General features: G+C 55.0%; 17 protein-coding genes and 2 tRNA genes. 9 read left to right on the forward strand and 10 right to left on the reverse strand.

Annotated elements, in window-relative coordinates; all coding sequences use genetic code 11:
• Nucleotides 1-13: 13 nt before the first annotated feature.
• From ABA45_RS11610 to rluC, 3 genes are read right to left on the reverse strand one after another with little or no spacing between them, the layout of a single operon-like run.
• Complete coding sequence (locus ABA45_RS11610) at nt 14-1039, reverse strand: S49 family peptidase (RefSeq protein WP_048386275.1); 1026 nt, start codon at nt 1037-1039, stop codon at nt 14-16.
• A 30-nt stretch (nt 1040-1069) separates the two neighbouring features.
• Entirely contained in the window at nt 1070-1717 is a 648-nt protein-coding gene (locus ABA45_RS11615) for an HAD family hydrolase (protein ID WP_048386278.1), read from the reverse strand.
• Nucleotides 1714-2709: a 23S rRNA pseudouridine(955/2504/2580) synthase RluC gene (rluC, locus tag ABA45_RS11620; RefSeq protein WP_048386280.1), complete on the reverse strand. Its 996-nt coding sequence runs from the start codon at nt 2707-2709 to the stop codon at nt 1714-1716. Before rluC ends, ABA45_RS11615 begins: the two co-directional genes overlap by 4 nt.
• 613 nt (nt 2710-3322) lie before the next feature.
• Between rluC and rne the strand changes: the two genes are divergently transcribed.
• Together rne and ABA45_RS11630 are read left to right on the forward strand one after the other, a co-directional pair.
• Nucleotides 3323-6607: a ribonuclease E gene (gene rne, locus ABA45_RS11625; RefSeq protein WP_048386282.1), complete on the forward strand. Its 3285-nt coding sequence runs from the start codon at nt 3323-3325 to the stop codon at nt 6605-6607.
• Nucleotides 6608-6609: 2 nt separating this feature from the next.
• Nucleotides 6610-7152, forward strand: coding sequence for a YecA/YgfB family protein (locus tag ABA45_RS11630; protein ID WP_014871759.1), 543 nt, complete (start codon nt 6610-6612; stop codon nt 7150-7152).
• Nucleotides 7153-7175: 23 nt separating this feature from the next.
• On the opposite strand, the gene ABA45_RS11635 is transcribed toward ABA45_RS11630, so the two are convergent.
• Nucleotides 7176-8087 carry a PHP domain-containing protein gene (locus ABA45_RS11635; RefSeq protein ID WP_198146964.1) on the reverse strand — a complete coding sequence of 304 codons (912 nt, stop codon included), beginning with the start codon at nt 8085-8087 and terminating at the stop codon, nt 7176-7178.
• A 117-nt stretch (nt 8088-8204) separates the two neighbouring features.
• Here ABA45_RS11635 and ABA45_RS11640 point away from each other — a divergent pair, with 117 nt between their 5' ends.
• The 3 genes from ABA45_RS11640 to ABA45_RS11650 all read left to right on the forward strand — a co-directional run bounded on the left by ABA45_RS11640 (nt 8205) and on the right by ABA45_RS11650 (nt 9610).
• Nucleotides 8205-8504: a YciI family protein gene (locus ABA45_RS11640; protein WP_014871761.1), complete on the forward strand. Its 300-nt coding sequence runs from the start codon at nt 8205-8207 to the stop codon at nt 8502-8504.
• 138 nt (nt 8505-8642) lie between these two features.
• Nucleotides 8643-9314 (forward strand): TIGR04211 family SH3 domain-containing protein, encoded by a 672-nt coding sequence (locus ABA45_RS11645; RefSeq protein ID WP_048386289.1) that lies wholly within the window; start codon nt 8643-8645, stop codon nt 9312-9314.
• Nucleotides 9315-9319: 5 nt separating this feature from the next.
• The gene (locus ABA45_RS11650) at nt 9320-9610 is read left to right on the forward strand and encodes a PilZ domain-containing protein (protein ID WP_048389022.1); all 291 of its coding nucleotides are present in this window, start codon (nt 9320-9322) and stop codon (nt 9608-9610) included.
• A gap of 77 nt (nt 9611-9687) precedes the next feature.
• Here the strand turns inward: ABA45_RS11650 and rraA are convergent, their stop codons facing one another.
• Complete coding sequence (gene rraA, locus ABA45_RS11655) at nt 9688-10164, reverse strand: ribonuclease E activity regulator RraA (protein ID WP_227506225.1); 477 nt, start codon at nt 10162-10164, stop codon at nt 9688-9690.
• Between the two features lie 161 nt (nt 10165-10325).
• Nucleotides 10326-12701, reverse strand: a complete 2376-nt coding sequence (gene ppsA, locus ABA45_RS11660; RefSeq protein ID WP_048386294.1) for a phosphoenolpyruvate synthase — start codon at nt 12699-12701, stop codon at nt 10326-10328.
• Nucleotides 12702-12835: 134 nt separating this feature from the next.
• Here ppsA and ppsR point away from each other — a divergent pair, with 134 nt between their 5' ends.
• Nucleotides 12836-13651 carry a posphoenolpyruvate synthetase regulatory kinase/phosphorylase PpsR gene (gene ppsR / locus ABA45_RS11665; RefSeq protein ID WP_048386296.1) on the forward strand — a complete coding sequence of 272 codons (816 nt, stop codon included), beginning with the start codon at nt 12836-12838 and terminating at the stop codon, nt 13649-13651.
• Between the two features lie 30 nt (nt 13652-13681).
• On the opposite strand, the gene ABA45_RS11670 is transcribed toward ppsR, so the two are convergent.
• Nucleotides 13682-16606 (reverse strand): insulinase family protein, encoded by a 2925-nt coding sequence (locus tag ABA45_RS11670; RefSeq protein WP_048386298.1) that lies wholly within the window; start codon nt 16604-16606, stop codon nt 13682-13684.
• Between the two features lie 439 nt (nt 16607-17045).
• On the opposite strand from ABA45_RS11670, the gene ABA45_RS19410 reads away from it, so the two are divergent.
• Both ABA45_RS19410 and ABA45_RS11680 read left to right on the forward strand, forming a co-directional pair.
• Nucleotides 17046-17441: a hypothetical protein gene (locus ABA45_RS19410; RefSeq protein ID WP_227506021.1), complete on the forward strand. Its 396-nt coding sequence runs from the start codon at nt 17046-17048 to the stop codon at nt 17439-17441.
• Nucleotides 17438-18289 (forward strand): 6-carboxytetrahydropterin synthase, encoded by an 852-nt coding sequence (locus ABA45_RS11680; RefSeq protein WP_048386300.1) that lies wholly within the window; start codon nt 17438-17440, stop codon nt 18287-18289. Before ABA45_RS19410 ends, ABA45_RS11680 begins: the two co-directional genes overlap by 4 nt.
• Before the next feature lie 116 nt (nt 18290-18405).
• Here ABA45_RS11680 and ABA45_RS11685 read toward each other — a convergent pair.
• The 3 genes from ABA45_RS11685 to gltX all read right to left on the reverse strand — a co-directional run bounded on the left by ABA45_RS11685 (nt 18406) and on the right by gltX (nt 20199).
• Nucleotides 18406-18481 (reverse strand) — tRNA-Glu (locus ABA45_RS11685).
• Between the two features lie 11 nt (nt 18482-18492).
• Nucleotides 18493-18568 (reverse strand) — tRNA-Ala (locus tag ABA45_RS11690).
• A 143-nt stretch (nt 18569-18711) separates the two neighbouring features.
• Nucleotides 18712-20199: a glutamate--tRNA ligase gene (gene gltX / locus ABA45_RS11695; RefSeq protein ID WP_048386302.1), complete on the reverse strand. Its 1488-nt coding sequence runs from the start codon at nt 20197-20199 to the stop codon at nt 18712-18714.
• A gap of 266 nt (nt 20200-20465) precedes the next feature.
• Here gltX and ABA45_RS11700 point away from each other — a divergent pair, with 266 nt between their 5' ends.
• Nucleotides 20466-21563 carry a zinc ABC transporter substrate-binding protein gene (locus ABA45_RS11700; RefSeq protein ID WP_053076181.1) on the forward strand — a complete coding sequence of 366 codons (1098 nt, stop codon included), beginning with the start codon at nt 20466-20468 and terminating at the stop codon, nt 21561-21563.
• Nucleotides 21564-21619: the final 56 nt, after the last annotated feature.

A 21619-nucleotide genomic window follows, 5' to 3' on the forward strand; every position in this document is an offset into this window, starting at 1 on the left:
CTTACCGCAACTCTTACCGCAACTCCAGGCGCTGCTCGCTAACGTATTGCGCCACACCATGGCCCACCGACACGCCAAGCTGATCCACCAGATTCCGAAGCGGCGAGCGCGTACGACTGTAATCAACGAGACTCTCATGGCCGACAATCTGCCGTGCCACATAGGAGGCACTGCCAAGGCCATCAATCAAACCAAGTTCCAACGCCTGCTCACCACTCCAGATCAGGCCACTGAACACTCTTGGGTCGTCTGCCAGGCGATCACCTCGGCCTTCCTGCACGGCCGCAATAAACTGCCCGTGCGTGTTTTCCAGAACGCTTTGCCAGAACGCCACCTCTTCTGGCTTCTCGGCAGAAAACGGATCTAGAAAACCCTTACTCTCGCCGGCGGTGTACAGCCTGCGCTCTACCCCCAGTTTCCCCATCACTTCGGTAAAACCAAACCCGCCAGCAACCACGCCAATGGAACCTACCAAACTGGCGCGATTGGCGTAAATTTCATCGGCCGCGGACGCAATGTAGTAAGCACCCGAGGCACCGATGTCGGAAATGACCGCGTACACTTTTTTATCGGGATGCTCAGCCCGCAAGCGCTTGATTTCGTCATACACGTACCCGGATTGCACCGGGCTGCCACCTGGGCTATTGATGCGCAAAATCACCGCAGCGGCGTCAGGCTCTTTAAACGCCGCGCGCAACGAACTGACAATATTATCGGCGCTGGCCAACTCATCGGCAGCAATGGGCCCATCTACGCCTATCACTGCGGTGTGCATGCCACCGGTCGCACTTTCGAGCCCTTGCCCCAGCGGAAACTTGAACAGCAATACGATTCCGAACAAATACGCAAAAGTCAAAAACTTGAAGAAGATTCCCCAACGCCGGCTTCGGCGCTGCTCCACCTGCATCGACATGACCAGTTTATCAATCAGTTTGCGGTCCTGACGGCTCTGCTTTCCTTCGCTTGCGTCGGCTACTGCCGCTGGCTGATCATTCCAGCCTGGTTTGCCGTCGTTTTTGCCTGAATCCCATTCGCTCATTACATACCCTCTATGATGACTGCCTTATTTTCACAAACCCAAAACCTGACGCAAATCCGTGACCGTTTCAACAATGGCGTAAGGCGAATACTGGCCCAGCACATCACGCTTGTGCACTCCCCACTCCACGCCGATGGATGGCATACCAATGCGTTGCGCCATGTCCAGATCGTAGCGAGTATCGCCGATCATCACCGCCTGTTCAGGCTTGACACCATAAAACTCCAAAATTCGTGCCAACATCGCTGGATCTGGCTTTGAGCGGGTTTCATCGGCGCACTGGGTGATGCCAAAATGTGGGCCCAAACCGCTGGTGCTAAGCGCGGAATCCAGCCCACTCCGATTTTTACCGGTGGCTACGGCACAATGACGCCCGGCACCGCGCAAATCCGTCAGGGTATCGGCAATACCGGCAAACACATTTTGCGGAGTTGTGGTTTTTTTGAAAAAATATTCACGATAGCTCTCACGCATACCCGCGATGCTTGTAGCGCTAATGCCGGGGTATAACTTCTGCAGTGCTTCTTCAATGCCAAGCCCGATAATGTCCCGGTAAGCCTCGCGCTCCAGCGCCGGAAAGCCCAAGGCGGTCGAGGCCAAGTGCAAACTCTCGGCAATGTGCTCTACCGAGTCCACTAAGGTCCCGTCCCAATCGAAAATAACCACTTTCACGTTCATGAATTGCGTCCTGTACGGGCTGCAAGTTTCTTTAAGGCCGCCGCGAAGGCGTTGTCATAAGGCGCCTCCAACTTCAGCGCAGGGCTTTTGCCTTCGCTGTCGGGTGGCAAGCTCAACTCCAACGCCCGTGCGTGCAGCATCAGACGCGCCCCCCCAAATGCGCGAAATGCCTTCAAACTGGCATCGTCCATATATTTGTCGTCACCAGCAATAGGATGGCCGGCAAAGGCGGCGTGCACACGAATCTGATGAGTACGGCCGGTGACCGGTGACGCCTCCACCAGGCTGTAACCGGAATAACGCTCGATGCAGCGAAACAACGTCAGCGATTCTTTGCCGGAACTATCCACTTTTACCCGGCGTTCGCCGTTAGGCATCTCATAACGCAGCAACGGTTGAGCCACTTTGCCAACCCCTGCTGGCCAATCGCCAGAGACAAGGGCGTGGTAGTGCTTACGAATGTGCCTGTGCCGCAGTTCATCTTGCAGGTAACGCAGCGCCGAGCGTTTCTTCGCCACCATCACCAATCCCGAGGTATCCCGGTCAAGCCTGTGCACCAATTCCAGAAATCGCGCCTGTGGTCGCCCGGCCCTCAGCACCTCTATCAGCCCGAAGCTCAAGCCACTGCCGCCATGAACCGCAATGCCCGACGGTTTATTCACCACCAGCAGCTGTTCATTCTCAAACACGACAGCCGCTTCTATCACCGCCTGTACCCTATCGCCGGGCGCGACCTGAGGCACCTTTTCTTTGCGTACCACCGGAGGAATGCGCACTTGATCGCCAGTTTTTACCCGAGTATCAGGCTTTACGCGGCCCTTGTTAATTCGAACTTCGCCCTTGCGAACGATGCGGTAGATGATACTTTTAGGAACACCCCGCAGTTGCGCCATCAGGAAATTATCCAGACGCTGGCCGTCATTGTCTTCATCTACGGTTACCCACAACACAGCTGGGCGTGGAGTCTCCAGAGACGGATTTTTCTGCGACATGAAATTCCTTTAAAATGAAGCGGGCAGCGTTGCTTAGCCCGGGAAATACTGCTATATTCCGATGTGCTACGCCGTTTGTTTACGGCCTGACAGGTTTTAGTCAGAAGCCGGAGCGGTTGTAGTATACCGACACTACTTGCGAGTTTGAATTGCAGTGGCTTGCAAGTTTGAGATGAAGTAGCTCTTTAGATTGAAGTGCGATAGCAATGCCGGGCTCTCAAATCGTTACAGCCCAGGCAACGAAAGACTCCCCACACCCCGGTGCAGATCCAACATTGGCTGCCAACTGGCACGGGAGCCGAAACAAACCTTGCGGAACACCGCCGGGAACGACATCACGAAGATTCATTGCCATGCAAGGCCGGGCCGTCCAATTTACGAATACGACGTAAGACCAAGCACTTGTGTGAACCTGAAAACGGATAACATGCGCCTACAGACAATCACCTTAACCGATCCTTTCCTGCCTGCGGGCACCGGAGTCATCGGTGGTGATCTAGAACCAACAGAGTTGAGCCCCGTAAGGGCTTGATTCGTCTGGCAGCCTCCACTTCGTTAATGCCTTTCTCGATGGTTTTCTGTTTAAATCAAACGACAGGAATTCATCCTTTCCATGAAAAGAATGCTTATAAATGCAACTCATCCCGAAGAGTTGCGCGTCGCCCTGGTTGACGGCCAGCGTCTGTTTGACCTCGATATCGAATCCAGCTCGCGCGAGCAAAAAAAGGCGAATATCTACAAGGGTAAAATTACCCGCGTAGAGCCCAGCCTGGAAGCCGCATTTGTGGATTTTGGTGCTGATCGTCACGGTTTTCTACCATTAAAAGAAATTTCCAAGGAATACTTCAAAAAGTCTCCCGGCCAGATCGAAGGCAAGGTCAACATCAAAGAGGTGATCGCCGAAGGCCAGGAAGTGATTGTTCAAGTAGATAAAGAAGAACGCGGCAACAAAGGCGCAGCGCTGACCACCTATATTTCGCTGGCTGGCCGTTACCTGGTGCTGATGCCCAACAACGCCCGTGCCGGTGGCATTTCCCGCCGAATTGAAGGCGAAGAACGGGCCCAGCTCAAAGAAGCCATGAACCAGGTTCAGGTACCCAAGGCTATGGGTATCATTGTTCGCACCGCGGGCATTGGCCGCAACAGCGAAGAGCTGCAATGGGACTTGGATTACCTGGTTCAGTTTTGGGAAGCCATCACACAGGCCGCAGGCGAGCGTAAAGCACCTTTTCTGATTCATCAGGAAAGCAACGTAATTATCCGCGCCGTGCGGGATTACCTGCGCCAAGACATCGGCGAAGTGCTGATTGACGCCCCCGCCGTGCACGAAGACGTGTTGAATTTTGTGCGCGCTGTTATGCCTACCTTTGAAAACAAAATCAAACTGTACAGCGACGAAATCCCGCTGTTCAGCCGCTACCAGATCGAAGGCCAAATCGAAACCGCCTTCCAGCGTGAAGTAAAACTGCCGTCTGGCGGCTCTATCGTGATTGACCCGACTGAAGCGCTGGTGTCTATCGACATTAACTCCTCGCGGGCCACAAAAGGTCACGACATCGAAGAAACGGCGCTGCAAACCAACCTGGAAGCCGCTGAAGAAATTGGCCGCCAGCTACGTCTGCGGGATATGGGCGGCTTGATTGTTATCGACTTCATCGATATGACGCCGGCCCGTAACCAGCGCGAAGTAGAAAACAAAATGCGCGAAGCCCTGGAAATCGACCGCGCCCGTGTTCAAGTCGGCAAGATTTCCCGCTTTGGCTTGCTGGAAATGTCGCGCCAGCGTCTGCGCCCGTCACTGGGTGAAACCCGCAGCGAGGTTTGCCCGCGCTGTGAAGGCCAGGGCACCATTCGTGGTATCGAATCCTTGGCGCTGAGCATCATGCGCCTGATTTACGAAGAGTCTTCCAAAGACAAAACCGGCGAAGTACGTGCCGTTGTGCCGGTATCCGTGGCTACCTTCCTGCTGAACGAAAAGCGCAAGCAGCTGGCGACAATTGAAGCCAATCAGGAAGTATCGATTGTTATCGTGCCGGTTCCGCAAATGGAAACCCCGCACTTTGAAATCATCCGCATGCGCGACGACGAAGCCGGCTCCGAGCACGTATCCAGCCACCAAGTGGCTCATGAATACAGCGAGCGCGAAGAGGAAGTCGCTGACGTGACCGTGCAAGAAAAACCCGTGCGCGAACAGGCCGCCGTAAAATCTGTGCGCCCGGCCTCGCCAGCGCCTGCGACAACACCGGCAGCAAAACCCGTTAAAGCAGCCGCAGAGAAAACCCGTGACGAAGGCATGTTCAGCCGTTTAGGGCGTAAAATTGCGATCTTCTTCAACGGTGAAGAAGAAATCCAGCCTGCTGTTGCTAGCAGCAGTAACCGCAATGCCAAACAGGCAGGCGGCGACGACCGCTCCAGGCAGCGCCCCGCGTCAAGCCGCAATGATCGCCCGGAACGTCGCAAAACACGCGTCGCCCGTGACGACCAGCAAGACAACCGAAGCCGTGGCGAACGCAGCAGTAGCTCCGGGTCCAGCAATCTTGGCGACGATAACCGAAGCAATCGCACCGACGACAGCCGCAGCCGCAACAACCGCGGACGAACTCGCAGTGAAGGTCGCAGCGAAGACAAAACCAACGCTGGCAGCCAGAACAGCAATGCTCAAAGCAGCAGCGGCCAGAGCAGCAACTCACAGAACGGCAGCGCCCAGAACAATAATGCACAGAACGGCAACACCCAAAGCAGCGGCAACGACACCCGCCGCGATGGTCGCCGCGACAACCAGAATCGTAGCCGCTCCAATCGCGATTCAAGTCGTGACACAAGTCGCGATGGCAATAAGCCAAATGCTGAACAGGCAGATCAGAAGCCGGCTATAGAGCAGAAATCTGCAGAACTCCGCAGTGCAAGCCCGAGCCCGAGCCCAAGCCCAAGCTATAACGACCAGAACGATACGCAAAGCCCCGCAGTCGCAGGCAAAGCCGGCGGTGACGAAAAACGCCGCAGCAAGCCTCGCCGCAGCCGTGGCCGTGATGGTTCACCGGCGGAGGAACCGGTATCAAACCCGGCTGAGCGTAAGGCAGCTCGCAGTGAGATTCATCAGCAAGACACGCAGCCGGAAACCCGTGACGCAGAAGACCGCGCCAAAGCGAAGGCCAAGACCGCTGAGAAGCCCGCAGATACGCAAGTACAGCCTTCAGTCATGGCAGTACCTGCCGAGCAAGCAGCGCCGCAGGATGCACAAGCCCCGGCCGATGCATCGCCTGAAACAACCAGCGAGCAGCCCGTTTCAGTCAAGCCAGTAGAACAATCGCCAGAACCAGAGGTAAGCAAACCCGCTGCGCCTGCATCCGAAGTGCCTGTTGAGGCAGCCGAGGAAAGCGCAGATGTTTCTGCTGCCGAAGAAGCCGCACCTTCCCGGATAGATGCCTACAATGGTGGCACCCGAAAGGCTGCAGAAAAGGCCGAAAAAGCCGACGCACCTGAAGTAGACAGCTCGGACACAGATAGCGCACCTGTCGACGCTGTCGAGGCTGAAGCCCCCAACGCCGAGACTCATACCTCTGAGGCTGCGCCAGCCGACGCAGAGGACGAAAGCGCGGATAGGCCAACCAAGCCAACCCGCAAGCGCACCCCGGCTCGCAAAGCCAAAACGGCGAAAACAGAACCCGCTGACGAGCAACAGGTGCAGCCCGCAAACACTGGCGTCAGCGACAACGATGCAACTGCAGCCGACGTTGCCGTAGCGCCGCCAGCAGCAGCACCGGTAGCCGACGCAGCATCCGAAACTCCGGCAGCACCACTAGCGCCAGTAGCGCCAGGCCGCGCTTATAACGACCCACGTGAAGTACGTAAGCGCCAGCGCGCAGCGGACGCTGCCAAAAATGGCGGGAGCGAGTAATTATGCTGAACGACGCTGACATTGAAGCCCTGGAAGAAATTCTGTTTGCAGAGCCCTGGGGTGAAGACGCAGTAGACTTCTTCGGCTTCCACGGTTTGGTGTGTGCCAGCGTTGTAGGACCGGTGGACTTCTCGGTAGACGAGTTGTTTCTGCTGGCCACAGGCGTTGACGCTCTTCCTGACGGCAAGGTGCCAGACGTGTTCAGTCGCTGTGTGCAGAAACTGAGCGGTGCCATGGCCAACGCGCTGGATATGGGCCTGGCTCTGGAGCTGCCCGAGCCCGAGGACGATGACCCCATGAACGCACTGGAAAACTGGTGCGCCGGATTCATTGAAACCTTTATGGAACGGGAAGACGCCTGGATGGAAGCCGCCAGCGAAGAAGAAGTGGGCGATTTGATTCTGCCCATGCTGGCGCTGTCGGGTTTATTCGAAGATGAAGACTTTCAGAACGTGCGTGACAGCGAAACCCTGTCGACACAGATGGCAGAGGCAATCCCCGATTCGCTTACCGACCTGTACTTGCTGTTCCACGCGCCGGACTGATTTGGCGCGTTAATCGGCCAGAATTAAAGCGCGATGGGTTGATTGAAATGATGCCAGACGGGTGAAAGCCCTTCTGGCATTTTTTGTATGCGCCCCAGCTCTGCCCAAGGCGCCTTTGGCGTGTGAAAGTCACTGCCCTGAGATGCCCACAATCCCTCGCTTTGGCAAAGCTGCGCCAGAAAGTTCACATCAGACGCCGTTTGGCCCGGGCTACACACCTCCATTCCACGGCCAGCTGCACGGCGAAAATCCGCCACCAAGGCCCGCAGCTTGGTCGCGCTCAAGTCGTACTTACGCGGGTGCGCCAGCACTGCTATACCGCCAGCGTCGTTTACCCAGCGCACCACTTCTTCCAACTCCGGCCAATACGCTTTTACATCTCCCGGCTTGCCTGCGCCCAAGTGACGTTTGAAAGCTTGTGCAATATTATTTACCACACCGGCATCTACTAACGCCTGGGCAAAATGTGGGCGCCCTGGCACATCGCCACCGGCGTGTTTGGTCGCGTGTTCGAGCAGATTATCAACCTTCAACCTGGTCAAACGTTCGACAATCAAGCCGGCACGGGCGTGACGATTGGCATTTTGCTGCTGCAATCGCGCAAGAAACTGCGGATCATCTTCGGTAAAGTCCAAACCTACAATGTGAATGGTATGGCTTCTCCAGACGCAAGACAGTTCAACGCCGGAAATCAGCTCAATGTTGTAATCCTGAGCGGCAAGGCGCGCCGACCCCAAGCCGTTAAGGGTATCGTGATCGGTTAATGCTAGATGGCTAACGCCCTTCTCATGCGCTCGGGCCAGCAAATCAGCGGGGCTTAGAGCGCCGTCTGAGGCAGTACTGTGGCAATGCAGGTCGATGCACAACGGTGATTGTTGCGGTATAGTCGCGTCATGCTGCTGAGTTGGCTGTTGCTGCATAATAGTCACAAGCATTCCTGATTACGGGGAAGGGTAAAAAACGAACAGTAACCCACTATAACAGCCATCACCGGTACGACCGAGCTTAAACACCGAACCTAAACGCCGAATCTAAACGAAGAGCGCTCCCTTATGTACTACGCTATTATCAGTGAAGACATCAATGACAGCCTGGCACTTCGCCAAAGCGCCCGCTCGGCTCACCTGGAGCGCTTGCAGGCCTTGGCCAATGAAGGCCGCTTATTGGTCGCTGGCCCGCACCCGGCCATAGACACCAATGACCCGGGCAATGCCGGCTTCAGTGGCAGCTTGGTCATCGCCGAATTTGAATCACTTGAACACGCACAAAGCTGGGCGGACGCAGACCCTTACGTCAGCGCCGGGGTTTACCAGCAGGTAAAGGTCAAACCGTTCAAACGGGTATTGCCCTAGTGCTCTGCAACAAATGCCGAGTAATAGTCACCATGAGCGTTTGGTAATGAATACACATTTGATCGACAAAGCCAGTGTGCCAAAATTACGTTCTTATCCATTTATTGTTCAAACAGAAACTTTCAGGAACCCCGCCCAGTGACCCCTTTTCGTCTGCTTGTTGTCCTCTTTTTTGTATTCTCGTCCATTGCCACGGCCCAAGCCAGAACTGTGTGGGTAGACGACAAAATCTACCTGCCGGTGCGCTCTGGCGCAGGCAGCCAGTTCCGGATTATTGAAAACGCCGTTCCCAGTGGCACCGCTATGGAGCTGTTGGAAGCCGACCAAAATGGCTACAGCAAAGTACGCACCACCAAAGGCACCGAGGGCTGGGTTTCCAGCCAGTATCTGAGTTCGACACCGATTGCCGCAACACAGCTCAAAAAAGCGCGACAGGATCTGGAAGCCGCACAGGCGGAAGTACGCCAGGTACAGGACATACTGACAAGCGTGACCGGTGAACGCGACAGCCTGCAAAATTCTGAAAGCAGCCTGGCTGACCGCTCGTCCGAACTGATGGCTGAACTCAAACGTATCAAGGATGTTGCCGCTAATTCGATTAATCTTGAGCGCCGCAATGGCGAGTTGCTGGAAGAAAATCAAAAAATCCACAATGAACTGGAAATACTGACAGCTGAAAACGAACGCATGGAAGCCGGTAAAGAATCGGATTTCATGCTGCTCGGTGCCGGCTTGGTGCTAGGCGGTGTGTTGTTGGCACTGCTGATACCGATGCTAAAACCCACTCGTAAAAGCGACAATTGGGCCTGACTGCTATGAGGGAATATTCAGAAAAGCGTGACTTTCATCGAATGCAGGTGAACACGGATATTGAGATTATAGACAGTAACGGGAATACCTTTGCCGGCGTGTGCCGTGACCTGAGCGCTTCGGGAATGCAGATTCTGGTCGCTCAGCGAATGGCTGTAGGCTCTGAGCTGCGCACAACCCTTCATCCCACAAGCGACAAGTTTCCGCCACTGGAAACCCTGTGCGAGGTTCTGCGCTGCGAACCCGAAGGTGATGGTTTTTTGTTAGGTGTGAACATTGCCGAAGTGACTGACTAGCGAGATAAGGAACCAAGATAGGGGACAAATTTGAAATCTGTCCCTGATTCGTGTATCCCCAATTCGTAGTTTGCCAATCAGAACAGCGCTTTTTCCGACACTATAATGCCGTTGTTATCGGCGTACAAAAAATGCCCCGGGTGGAAGGTAACACCACCGAAAGTCACGGCAATGTTCAAATCGCCAACGTCACGCTTTTCAGTTTTGCGCGGGTGGGTGCCCAAAGCTTGCACGCCAAGAGGGGTTTTAGCGATTACATCGGCATCACGGATACAGCCATAAATAATCAGCCCGGCCCAACCGTTACTGGCCGCTTTTTCCGCCAGCATATCCCCCAGCAGCGCGTTACGCTTTGACCCACCACCGTCGACGACCATCACCCGGCCAAGGCCCGGTAAGCCTACCTGCTGCTTCACCACTGAGTTATCTTCAAAACACTTCACGGTAACAATCTCGCCGCCAAAGTTGTCGATGGCGCCAAAATTACGAAACCCCGGTTCAACCACCTGTACTTCAGGAAATTCGTCGCACAGATCGGGGGTTATAACGGCTATAACCGTTGCAGTGGCCACGAGGCCAACATCAGACACATTCTCAGACACGATTTGTTCACTCCTTTTATCAGTGTGGGGCCGCTCTAACGTATCGTGATAGAACCAAACACGCCGCCTGCATCGATTGCGGGTGCAATGAATGCGGTGTAGGCGGCGCCTGCTCATAAGTCTGGTTTCTGATCTGCTAGAAAGAACCAGGTATCCAGCACCGAATCCGGGTTCAAAGACACGCTATCGATGCCCTGTTCCATCAGCCACTTGGCCAAGTCCGGATGGTCAGACGGGCCCTGTCCACAAATGCCAATGTACTTACCGGCTTTCCGGCAAGCCTGAATGGCGCTCGACAGGAGCACTTTTACCGCGTCGTTACGCTCGTCAAAGAGGTGGGCAATAATGCCGGAATCCCGGTCCAGGCCCAAAGTAAGCTGGGTAAGATCGTTAGAACCAATAGAAAAGCCGTCGAAGTGCTCGAGGAACTGATCCGCCAGCAGAGCGTTACTGGGCAGCTCGCACATCATGATTACCCGCAGGCCATTCTCGCCCCGCTTCAGACCGTTCTCCGCCAACAAGTCCATAACCTGGGCCGCTTCGCCTACGGTGCGTACAAACGGAATCATCACCTCTACGTTGGTGAAGCCCATGTCGTTACGCACCCGCTTCATGGCACGGCATTCCAGCTCGAAACAGTCGCGGAATGTTTCAGAGATGTAGCGCGATGCACCGCGGAACCCCAACATCGGGTTTTCTTCATCCGGCTCGTAAAGCGCGCCGCCAATCAGGTTGGCGTACTCGTTAGACTTAAAGTCTGACATGCGCACAATCACTTTCTTGGGTGCGAACGCCCCTGCCAGGGTCGAAATACCCTCCACCAGCTTGTCAACGTAAAAATCCACCGGCGAGGCGTAACCGGAAATACGTTTGTCGACCGTCTGCTGAATATCCCGCGGCAGAGTGTCGTAGTTCAACAGCGCTTTAGGGTGAACACCAATCATCCGGTTAATGATAAATTCCAGACGGGCCAGGCCAACGCCTTCGTTTGGCAGCGCCTGGAAATCGAAGGCGCGATCCGGGTTGCCCACGTTCATCATAATCTTGAACGGAATATTGGGCATGGATTCTATGGTGTTTTCGCGCAGCTCAAAGTCCAGCGCACCCTCATAAATAAAACCGGTGTCGCCTTCAGCGCAGGAAACCGTCACTTCCTGGCCATTTTTCAGTAAGTCGGTGGCATCGCCACAGCCAACCACTGCAGGAATACCCAGTTCACGGGCAATAATGGCCGCGTGGCAGGTACGGCCGCCACGGTCGGTAACGATGGCGGAAGCGCGCTTCATCACCGGTTCCCAATCTGGGTCGGTCATGTCGGTAACCAACACATCGCCGTCTTGCACCTTGTCCATTTCATTGATGCTGGTAATGATTTTCACCGGGCCGGCACCAATCTTGTGGCCAATGCTGCGACCTTCCACCAGCACCTTGCCGGTCTCTTTCAGCAAGTAGCGCTCCATCACGTTGGCAGAAGCACGGCTTTTTACGGTTTCAGGGCGCGCTTGAACAATGTAAATACGGCCATCGTCGCCGTCTTTGGCCCATTCGATGTCCATCGGACGCTGGTAGTGGTTTTCAATAATCATCGCCTGCTTGGCCAGCTCTTCCACTTCCGCATCGGTAATGCAGAAGCGGCCACGTTCGGCGGCATCTACCTTCACGGTTTCCACAAACTCACCTTCAGTCGGGTTTGTGTGATAAATCATTTTGATGGCTTTGCTGCCCAGGTTGCGGCGCAACACCGCAGGGCGGCCAGCGGTCAGCGTGGACTTGTGCACGTAGAATTCGTCAGGGTTCACTGCGCCCTGCACTACGGTTTCGCCCAGCCCATAAGAGCCGGTGATAAACACCACACCGCGGAAACCCGATTCGGTGTCCAGAGTAAACATAACGCCGCTGGAGGCGGTCTCACTGCGCACCATTTTCTGGATGCCTGCCGACAGGGCGACCAGTTTGTGGTCGAAGCCATGGTGAACACGGTAGGAAATCGCGCGGTCGTTAAACAAAGAGGCAAAGACTTCTTTCACCGACGTGCGAATATTGTCCAGACCCACCACGTTCAGGAAGGTTTCCTGCTGACCCGCAAAAGAGGCGTCTGGCAGGTCTTCCGCGGTGGCGGAGGAGCGCACCGCCACCGCCATTTTAGAGTTGCCGTTCTGCAGTTGGGCATAGGCTTCAGCCAGTGCATTATCCAGCACTGCGGGGAAAGGCGTATCAATCACCCATTGGCGGATCTTCGCGCCAACGCGGGCCAGTTCGTTAACGTCGTTAACGTCCAGCGCGTCCAGGGTTTCATCAATTTTGTCTTTCAGACCATTGGTCGCCAGAAACTCACGGTAGGCATGAGAGGTAGTCGCGAACCCACCCGGCACAGTCACGCCAGCATTAGCGAGATTACTGATCATTTCACCGAGGGAAGCGTTCTTTCCGCCTACCCGGTCCACATCAGACATTCCCAGGTGTTCAAACCAAATGATGTAATCGTGCAAAATGCATCTCCCTTGAGTCGGTTTTGCGGAGTGTCGAATTTGGGGTGTCGAATTTGGAGCGTACAATGTGGTGCGTTTAATTTGGAGTGTATAATACTGGAAATCGTGGCAATTACCTAGGGAACCGCTCCAACATGAAACGCACCGCATTCTTTCTGTCAGACGGAACAGGCCTGACTGCCGAAGGGCTAGGACACGCGCTGCTGGCTCAGTTCGAGAAAATCGACTTTGAACGCATCACCGTTCCTTATATTGATGACGAAAACAAAGCCCACGAAATTGTGGAGCGCATCAATCTTGCCGCTGAAAACGACGATGCCCGCCCACTGGTATTCGACACCATAGTAAAAAGCGATATCCGCAGAATTGTATCTACCGCAAACGGCTTTATGGTGGATATATTCGGAACGTTTTTAAACCCGCTGGAACAGGAACTGCAGTCTGCATCGTCCTACACCGTGGGCAAATCACACTCCATTGTGAACGGCGACAATTACGAACGCCGTATAAACGCAGTGAACTTTGCACTGGATAACGACGATGGCGCGCGCATTCGCCATTACGACGAAGCCGACTTGATTCTGGTGGGCGCATCCCGCAGCGGTAAAACACCCACGTGTTTGTATCTGGCCCTGCAATACGGCGTGAAAGCGGCCAATTACCCGATTACCGAAGAAGACCTGACAGACCAACAGCTACCAAAAGCACTGCGACCCCACAAACAGAAAGTGTTCGGCCTGACCATCGATCCAGAACGGCTAGCCACCATTCGCAACGAACGCAAGCCAAACTCCCGCTACGCGTCCATCAGCCAATGCATGCATGAAATTGAGGAAATAGAGCTAATCTACCGCCGCGAGCGCGTGCCGTATCTGAACACCACGGCTTACTCGGTGGAAGAAATATCGACCCGCATTATGGTATCGACCGGGCTCAAACGAAATCGCTGAGCCCGGACTACTTGTTTGCCAAAGCCCGCCTTACAGCTCCTGAACAGCCAGCCCTAACTGTTCTACCAGCGCGCGATTGTCGGCGCTAGTGACCACCGCAGTGCTGGCTTTTTCTGGCGCCAACCAAGCTGCAGCCACCCGTTTCAGGTCGTCAATTGTGGTCGCAAGAACGCGCTCGCGGAAACGCCCACGCTGCTCGGCGCTGCGGCCAAACAACGCACTGTGAAACGCATGGCGCGCTGCGCCGGCCGGCGAGTGGGGTTTGTCCAGCTGGCCGATCACGCCCAGAATAGACTCTTCCAAATCCTGATAGCTGTGATCGGTTTCAACCAACCACTCCAGAGCCTTGTCAAAGTCCGCCAGGGTATCGGCCAGGCGCGGGTCGCGGTAAGAGAAAAACTTGAACGTACCGTTCACGCTGTCCTGCGCTGCACCGCCGCCGTAAGCACCGCCTTTTTCGCGAATGGCACGGTGTAAATAACCGTTACGCAAGAATCCGCCCAGCACCGTCAACGCGGCCGCATCCGGGTGATCAATCGCCACCGTGGGATAGGCCTTGGCGCAGAAGTTCACCTGGGTTGACGTCAGCCAGGCTTCATTGGTGATGTAATTCACCGGCTCCATGCGCCACGGGGTGTCTGGCGCAGACTCCGCGTTTTGCCACAGGCTTTTCACGTCGTCCAACATCGTCTGCAGTTGCTCGTCTTCACCAATCAACAGGAACTGGCGGCTTTGCTTACCCACCTTCTGATGCAAATCCGCCAGCTTTTGGCAAAACGCCTTCAGTTCGGACGGCTCTTTCAGAGATTTATCCAATGATTTGGTGCGGCGAATGGCTTCCAGCCCGCCCAGACGGAAACTCAACCAAGCGCCCGAGCTCATGCCCTGGGCCGCAGCGCTCATGGCCAAAGCATGACCACTGCCAGTAACGGCTTGCTCACGACGGGCGCGAATCTGGGCAATAATTTCCGCAATACGGCCGGTTTCATCAAAACGGGCGTTGCTGTAAACGTCTTTCAGCAAACGCGCCAATGCGTCACTGTTGCGCGCCAGAGCCTTGCCGCTGAACACCAGATAGCCAGACATATCCTGCACATCGTCAATCTTGCCCTTGCTGACAAAGCTGGCCGAAATGCCACCGGTCTCTGCGGAGATGCGGTCCTGCATCTGCAGGTAATCCAGCTCACCACAGCCCACTTCTGAAATCAGCGTGGTGTAATAAGGCATCAGCGCCAGCTCTTCTTCATTCAACGACGGCAGTGGCAATACCACCTGTTGATAAACCAATCCGTTGGTACCGCGGGCATAGACCGTGGCCGACAGGTCGCCATCAAAACGACCTTCTGGCTCCGGCATCTGCAGGGGCACATCGGTCAAATCCACTTTTGGCAGAATGGAATCGTCGTCTTTGCGGGTTTGGCGGCTTTCAAGGGCTTGGGCGCGCTCAACGATCTGTGCTGTTTCTTCGTCGCTCAGCTTGGCCTTACGCTGCGCCAGGGCCGCACGAATAGACTCGGTACGCAGGCCTTCCAGCTTGTCGTCCGGGCGCAGGGTCAAGGTTACCCTATGCGGGTTGTCCAGCAACTTGCGACGAATCAGGTTCGGCACAAACTGTGGGTCCTGAATTTTCTCCCGCAGACGAGCCAGAACCGGCTCCAGATCAAGCAGATCCACCGGGTCACCGCCGTGCACCATTGGCGAAATGGCGGACATAATCAGCTGCAGACCGTAGGGGAAACCGTCACCGGAAATTTCGCGCTGGTGCAATTCCAACTGGTGCAAAATCGCTTCCAATCGTTCACTGCTAACGCCGTCTTCAACAACCTTCTTCAAGGTATCTTCAATCAGCTGCTCAAGCGCATGTTGCTGCTCGGGCTCGCTGCCTTCTATACCGCACACGAACGTCATTTCACGGTTGGAGTCTTCCAGCCCGCACAAAGGCGAAGGCGCCTGGCCCAGATCGGTGGTTTCCAAAGCGCGCATTAGCGGTGACGCGCTGTTATCCAGTAACACCGAAGACAACAACTGGCCTTCCAAGTTTTCTTCCAAGTCAAAACTGTGGCCTAACAGCCAGCCCATCACAATGTGGGTCTTAGCCTCTGTTGGTTCGCCCTCGTTCACCGCATAAGCCTGCTCAACCCGCAGCGGCGCGAACATGCGTTTTTCATCGTAAACCGGCAGTTTTACATCCAGCTTGTCAAAACGCTTGAGCACCAGCTCTTCGAAACGCTCCTGATGCTCAACGGCCGGAATATTGCCGTAGGTCGCAAAAATCGCGTTGCTGGGGTGGTAATGGTGTTTGTAGAACGCTAACAGGTCGTCATAGGACAAATCGGTAATGTGATCCGGCTCGCCACCGCTGTTGTAATGGTAGGTCGTGGTGGGAAACAGATGACTGGACAGATTCTGCCATAGTTGAGACGTGGCCGAACTCATAGCGCCCTTCATCTCGTTGTAAACCACACCGCGATAGACCAGATCGCTGGTTGGATCCTCCGGCTTGTCGAACTCCAAGCGGTGGCCTTCCTGGGCAAAATCCAGTTTATCCAGCTTGGAAAAAAACACCGAGTCCAGATACACGTCCAGCAGGTTGTCAAAATCCTTGCGGTTCATGCTGGCAAACGGGTATGCGGTCCAGTCGCTGCTGGTGAAGGCGTTCATAAAGGTATTCAGCGATCGGCGAATCATCATAAAGAACGGATCGCGGACCGGATAACGCTCGCTGCCGCACAGTGCGGTATGCTCGAGGATGTGAGCCACGCCGGATGAGTCCATCGGGAACGTACGCAAAGCCACAAAGAACACGTTTTCGTCGTTATCTGCAGCCATGTGCAGGTGGCGCGCGCCCGTCTTGATATGGCGATACTCTTCAACATCCAGATTCAGGGTGCCGATGTGGTGGGAACGGATTTTTTCAAACGCCGGGTGCATTGCGTTATCAGATGTTGCAGCCATTCAAACTGTCCTGTTGTTGACTCTTTAGTTGACTCGAGAGACGAATCGAGAGATGAACCAATTATGGGTTGCGCGGTAAAATCGTTACACGCTGACGCTGTTCCAAGGTGGTACGTTATCAACAGATACGATGTAAGAAGCGCAAAGGTACAGCGTAACACGGGTTATCCGTTATCATGCAGCACACCCGGTGCAACAAGGTTATTGCTATCACTATGAGCCCAATAGAAAATACCCTCGGCAACCCCGCAGACTCACAAACACCAAAACCGTCCCTGGCATTAAGCACCAGCCAGGCGCCTGGCGACCCGGTTCCGGCCCGTGAAGTCGCCGCTTACTGGGATGAACGCAGGCGCTACCTGAAAAGCATCCGCAAAACACCGGCTGTGCGCCATCACTACTGGCGAGCCATGGCGCTTTATCTGTTGCGGCGGGTATTGTGGTCATTCGGTTTTTTCCGGTGTTTTTCGCCTTCTGGATTCCGCTGGTGCTGGCCCAATTTAATCCGGTTGTACTGGCTAATGATATGATTACGCTACTGCAGGACTTCACCGGCAGCAATCCGGAACTTCAAGCCAACACCCTCAGTACCTTGGTGATTGCCTGGGCGTCTATTGGCTGCTTCTTTTTGATCTTTGATTTTGTACTGTCGCCGTTCCAATCGCCTTATGAATACGAAGCCGACGTTTACATGCGCGCCTGGGAGCACCAATACAGCACAACCGACGCGGCACTCAGCACGTCGCCAAACACATCACCAAACACACTTTCCAATAGCACGGCATCGAATAGCCTATTATCTAAAACACCCTCCAACACTGCGGAAGCTCCATGAATCACCTGTTTGTAGACAACCTCACCGTCATCGACTTCGCCTACCTGGACGCAACCCGCGGCTTAGTGGGTGAAAGCTGGATTGCCGATATTGTTCTGGGCGGCGAGCTGGACGAACAGGGCATGGTGTTCGATTTTTCACACGTTAAACGGGTGATCAAGCAGGTGATCGACGCCCAGGTAGACCACCGCCTGGTCGTACCAAAAGGCCACCCGGGATTGCTGCGGAATGACCAAACACCCCAGCACTTTGTATGGCCGCTTACCAACGGTGAACAGATCGCCCACACTGGCCCGGATGAAGCCGTGCTCTGGCTGGCAGGCGATACCGTCACCAAAGCGGCTGTTGCCACGCTGCTGGAACACGAATTGAAAGCCGTACTGCCAAAAAACGTGATCTCCGTAGACGTACACCTGCGCGAAGAAGTTCTTGAAGGGCCTTACTACCATTACGTGCACGGCCTGAAAAAGCACCTGGGCAACTGCCAGCGCATCGCCCACGGCCATCGCTCGCCCATTTGCATCCATCGCAACGAACAGCGAGACACAGCTCTGGAAGCGCTCTGGGCCAAACTCTGGAAAGACACCTACGTGGGCACCGAAGAAGACGTCAGCCGCCGCTTTGTAGACGACCATGGCACCGAATACATCCACTTCGAATACGAAGCCAACCAGGGCGAGTTCGCCTTAACCCTACCCGCCAGCCGCGTATACATGATGGACACAGACACCACGGTGGAACTGATCGCCGGGCACATCGCCGATCAGCTGAAGCAGGAGTTTCCTGAAGATTCGATTCGGGTGAAGGCCTATGAGGGTGTTGGGAAAGGGGGCATGGCGTCGCGATGAGCCAGTCAGGGACGGATTTGAAATCCGTCCCTTTGACCATATATTACAGGCACAAAAAAACCACCGAAGGTGGTTTTTTTGATGGCTTGCCGGTGGACTAAACCTGCAAGCCGTATTGGCGTCCCCTAGGGGGTTCGAACCCCTGTTGCCGCCGTGAAAGGGCGGAGTCCTAGGCCGCTAGACGAAGGGGACTAGAAAAAAATTGGTGGAGCCAGACGGGATCGAACCGTCGACCTCAACACTGCCAGTGTTGCGCTCTCCCAGCTGAGCTATGGCCCCCAACGGATGCGTATATTAAGGATCGACCCCTGAACCGTCAACCCTTTTCTGTCACTTTTTTCAGGTCTGTCAAAATCCACCGGCATCCCTGCCGCTCGCGTTTAATAATTAACCAGATAGCGCTTACCGATTGAACAGATTGATTATTCCACAATCAACGCAGCGTATTCTTTCTCTACCTTTTTGGTTTCCTTCTTGGAAAAACCACCCAAAACTTCCAACCCATGGCGCAAACGCGCACGGGTCATGTCTGGCCCCAACTGTTCCATAGAGTCCATCACCGACCAGGAATTCGGCGTACCGGCAATCGCCACGAACACAGCAAACATGAAATCGCCCATTTTCAGGTCCATCGCCTTAGCCAGAAACTTCACATCGGCAAATATGTTGTCTTTACTCCAGTGGCGCTGAGCCTCCAGTTGCCACAACGTAAACTGCAGTACCCGCTTAACCTGCCCTTCTTCCAATTTATTGTGAGCGAAGCTCTCTGGCGTCAACGGCAACATGCCGCTGAACATAAACTGGGCCATGGGTGCCACATCCGAGAACACGTCGGCACGGCCCTTCACAAACGGCACCAGCGCCGCCAAATCGTTCTGATTGAACCACCATTGACTCATACGCTGCAGAAACTGCTCATCGCTGAGCTCTTCCCGCAGCCACAGGCCGTTCAGCCAGCGCAGTTTCTCAACATCAAACACCGGGCCACCCAGCGACACTCGCTGAATATCAAAATCACTGATCATCTCGTCCAGAGTGAACTTCTCGCGCTCATCCGGCATCGACCAGCCCATGCGTCCCAGGTAATTGGTCACCGCTTCCGGCAGAAAGCCCATACGCTCATAAAAATTGATGCTGGTAGGATTCTTGCGCTTCGACAGTTTGCTCTTGTCCGGGTTACGCAGCAGCGGCAAGTGACACAGCACCGGCATGTCCCAGCCGAAATACTCATACAGCAGCTTGTGCTTGGGCGCCGAGTTAATCCATTCCTCACCGCGCAGCACGTGAGTGATTTCCATCAGGTGGTCGTCCACCACGTTCGCCAAGTGGTACGTGGGCATGCCGTCAGACTTCAGCAAAATCTGGCAGTCTACCTGGGCCCAGTCGATCTCGATGATACCGCGCAGCATGTCGGCAATTTCGCACACGCCTTCGTTGGGCACTTTCATGCGAATGACGAAGGAATCGCCCGCTTCCCGGCGACGATGCACCTCTTCCTGTGACAGCTCCAGATTGCCCTTAATGCCCGGGTTCAGCCCCGCGGCCTTGCGCTCTTCACGAATCACATCCAGCTCTTCCGGCGTGCGGAAGCAATAGAACGCATGGCCGGCCGTAACCAGGTCTTCAGCGTACTGGGCGTAAGAATCCTTGCGCTCCGATTGGCGATAAGGGCCGTGGGGGCCGCCCACATCGGGGCCTTCATCCCAGTTCAAACCAAGCCAGCGCAGCGCAGTCAAAATTTCCTGTTCGGATTCCGGTGTACTGCGGGCCTGGTCGGTGTCTTCAATGCGCAAAATAAACTGGCCCCCGTGCTGGCGTGCGAAACACAGGTTGAACAAGGCTACATAAGCGGTGCCAACGTGCGGATCGCCAGTGGGCGACGGGGCAATTCGGGTACGGACTAAAGTCATGGATGGTTCCTGAAATAAATTCCCGAGAATAGCCTGGGAATAAGAGCATTAGAGAATAAAATGAGAGCCTGAAAGACTGGAAAGTGGCCGTTAATCGTCAATTAGTCTTCCATTATAACGACCAAACCGGTAAACCGCATTGCCACCAACGCTTTCGCTTAAGACTGCATTTGCGCCGCACCTCATTAAAGTAATATTATAACATTCTCAAAGCACTCGGCGGCCACCGCCGCCTACCCTGATAAATCTGAATGGAACACCAAGCCATGAACACCCAACTACGCCTGCCCCACGCCGTTTTTGTGACCGGCCTGATAACACTCGCCGCTGCCCTACCCGCAGCCGCCGACACACAGATAGTCACATCCATCAAACCGCTGGAACTACTGGTACGCGCCGTGGCCACCGATGACGTCACTGTTACCAGCCTCGTCGCCCCGGGCGGCAGCCCGCACAACTACACCCTGCGCCCGTCCCAGCGCCGCGCACTGGAGCAGGCCGACGCCATCTTCTGGGTAGGGCCAGAGGTGGAAAGCTTTCTTATTGGCCTGCTGGCCAATAACGAATTCAGCGGCAGAACCCATCAACTGATGGGCCAAACCGACAACCGTAACGAAGAAGCCCCCCACGCCGACGATGATGAAAGCCGTGAGCACAATGACCATCAACAACACCAGGCTGACGAAGAAAAACACGATGGTCATAGTGACGAAGACAAACACAACGATCACGCTGACAAAGAAAAACACAGCGAACACAGCGAACACAGCGAACACAGCGAACACAGCGAACACAGCGAACACAGCGACGAGCATGCCCAGGCTGATGATGAACACAATCACGACCACGGCACGGGTGACGACCCACACATTTGGGTAGATCCACAACAAGCGCTTGAGATGGCCCACTCCATCGCCCAAACGCTGTCAAAACTGGACAGCACCAACGCCCAGGCCATTCAGCAAAATCTGGAAGCGTTTGAACAACGCCTGAATGCCCGCGAAGCCAGCATCCGCGAGCAACTCGAACCGCTGCAAAACCGGACACTGTTCTCCTACCACAGCGCCTTCACCCGCTTCGCCGAACACTACGGCCTGCAACTGCAAGGCGTACTCACACTGAACCCGGCACTCAGCCCCGGCGCCAAACACATCGCCGAAGTACAAAACCAGCTAAAACAAGCCGGCAGCGCCTGCCTGCTCACCGAACCCCAGTTCAACACTCAATGGTGGAAAAGCATCACAGAGGGCCTAGACATCACCTTCAGCACCTGGGACCCACTGGCCACAGACATACCCGCCACGCCCGAAGGCTATGAGCAGTTCCAACAAAGCATCGCCGATGCCGTGCTGAACTGCCGCTAGGGAGAGGGCCAGGGGAAGGATTTCAAATCCGTCCCCGCTTTGGCTTTGGCTTCGTC

Origin of the sequence: Marinobacter psychrophilus (genome assembly GCF_001043175.1) — a bacterium.
In the GTDB taxonomy this organism is placed as follows: Bacteria; Pseudomonadota; Gammaproteobacteria; order Pseudomonadales; family Oleiphilaceae; genus Marinobacter; species Marinobacter psychrophilus.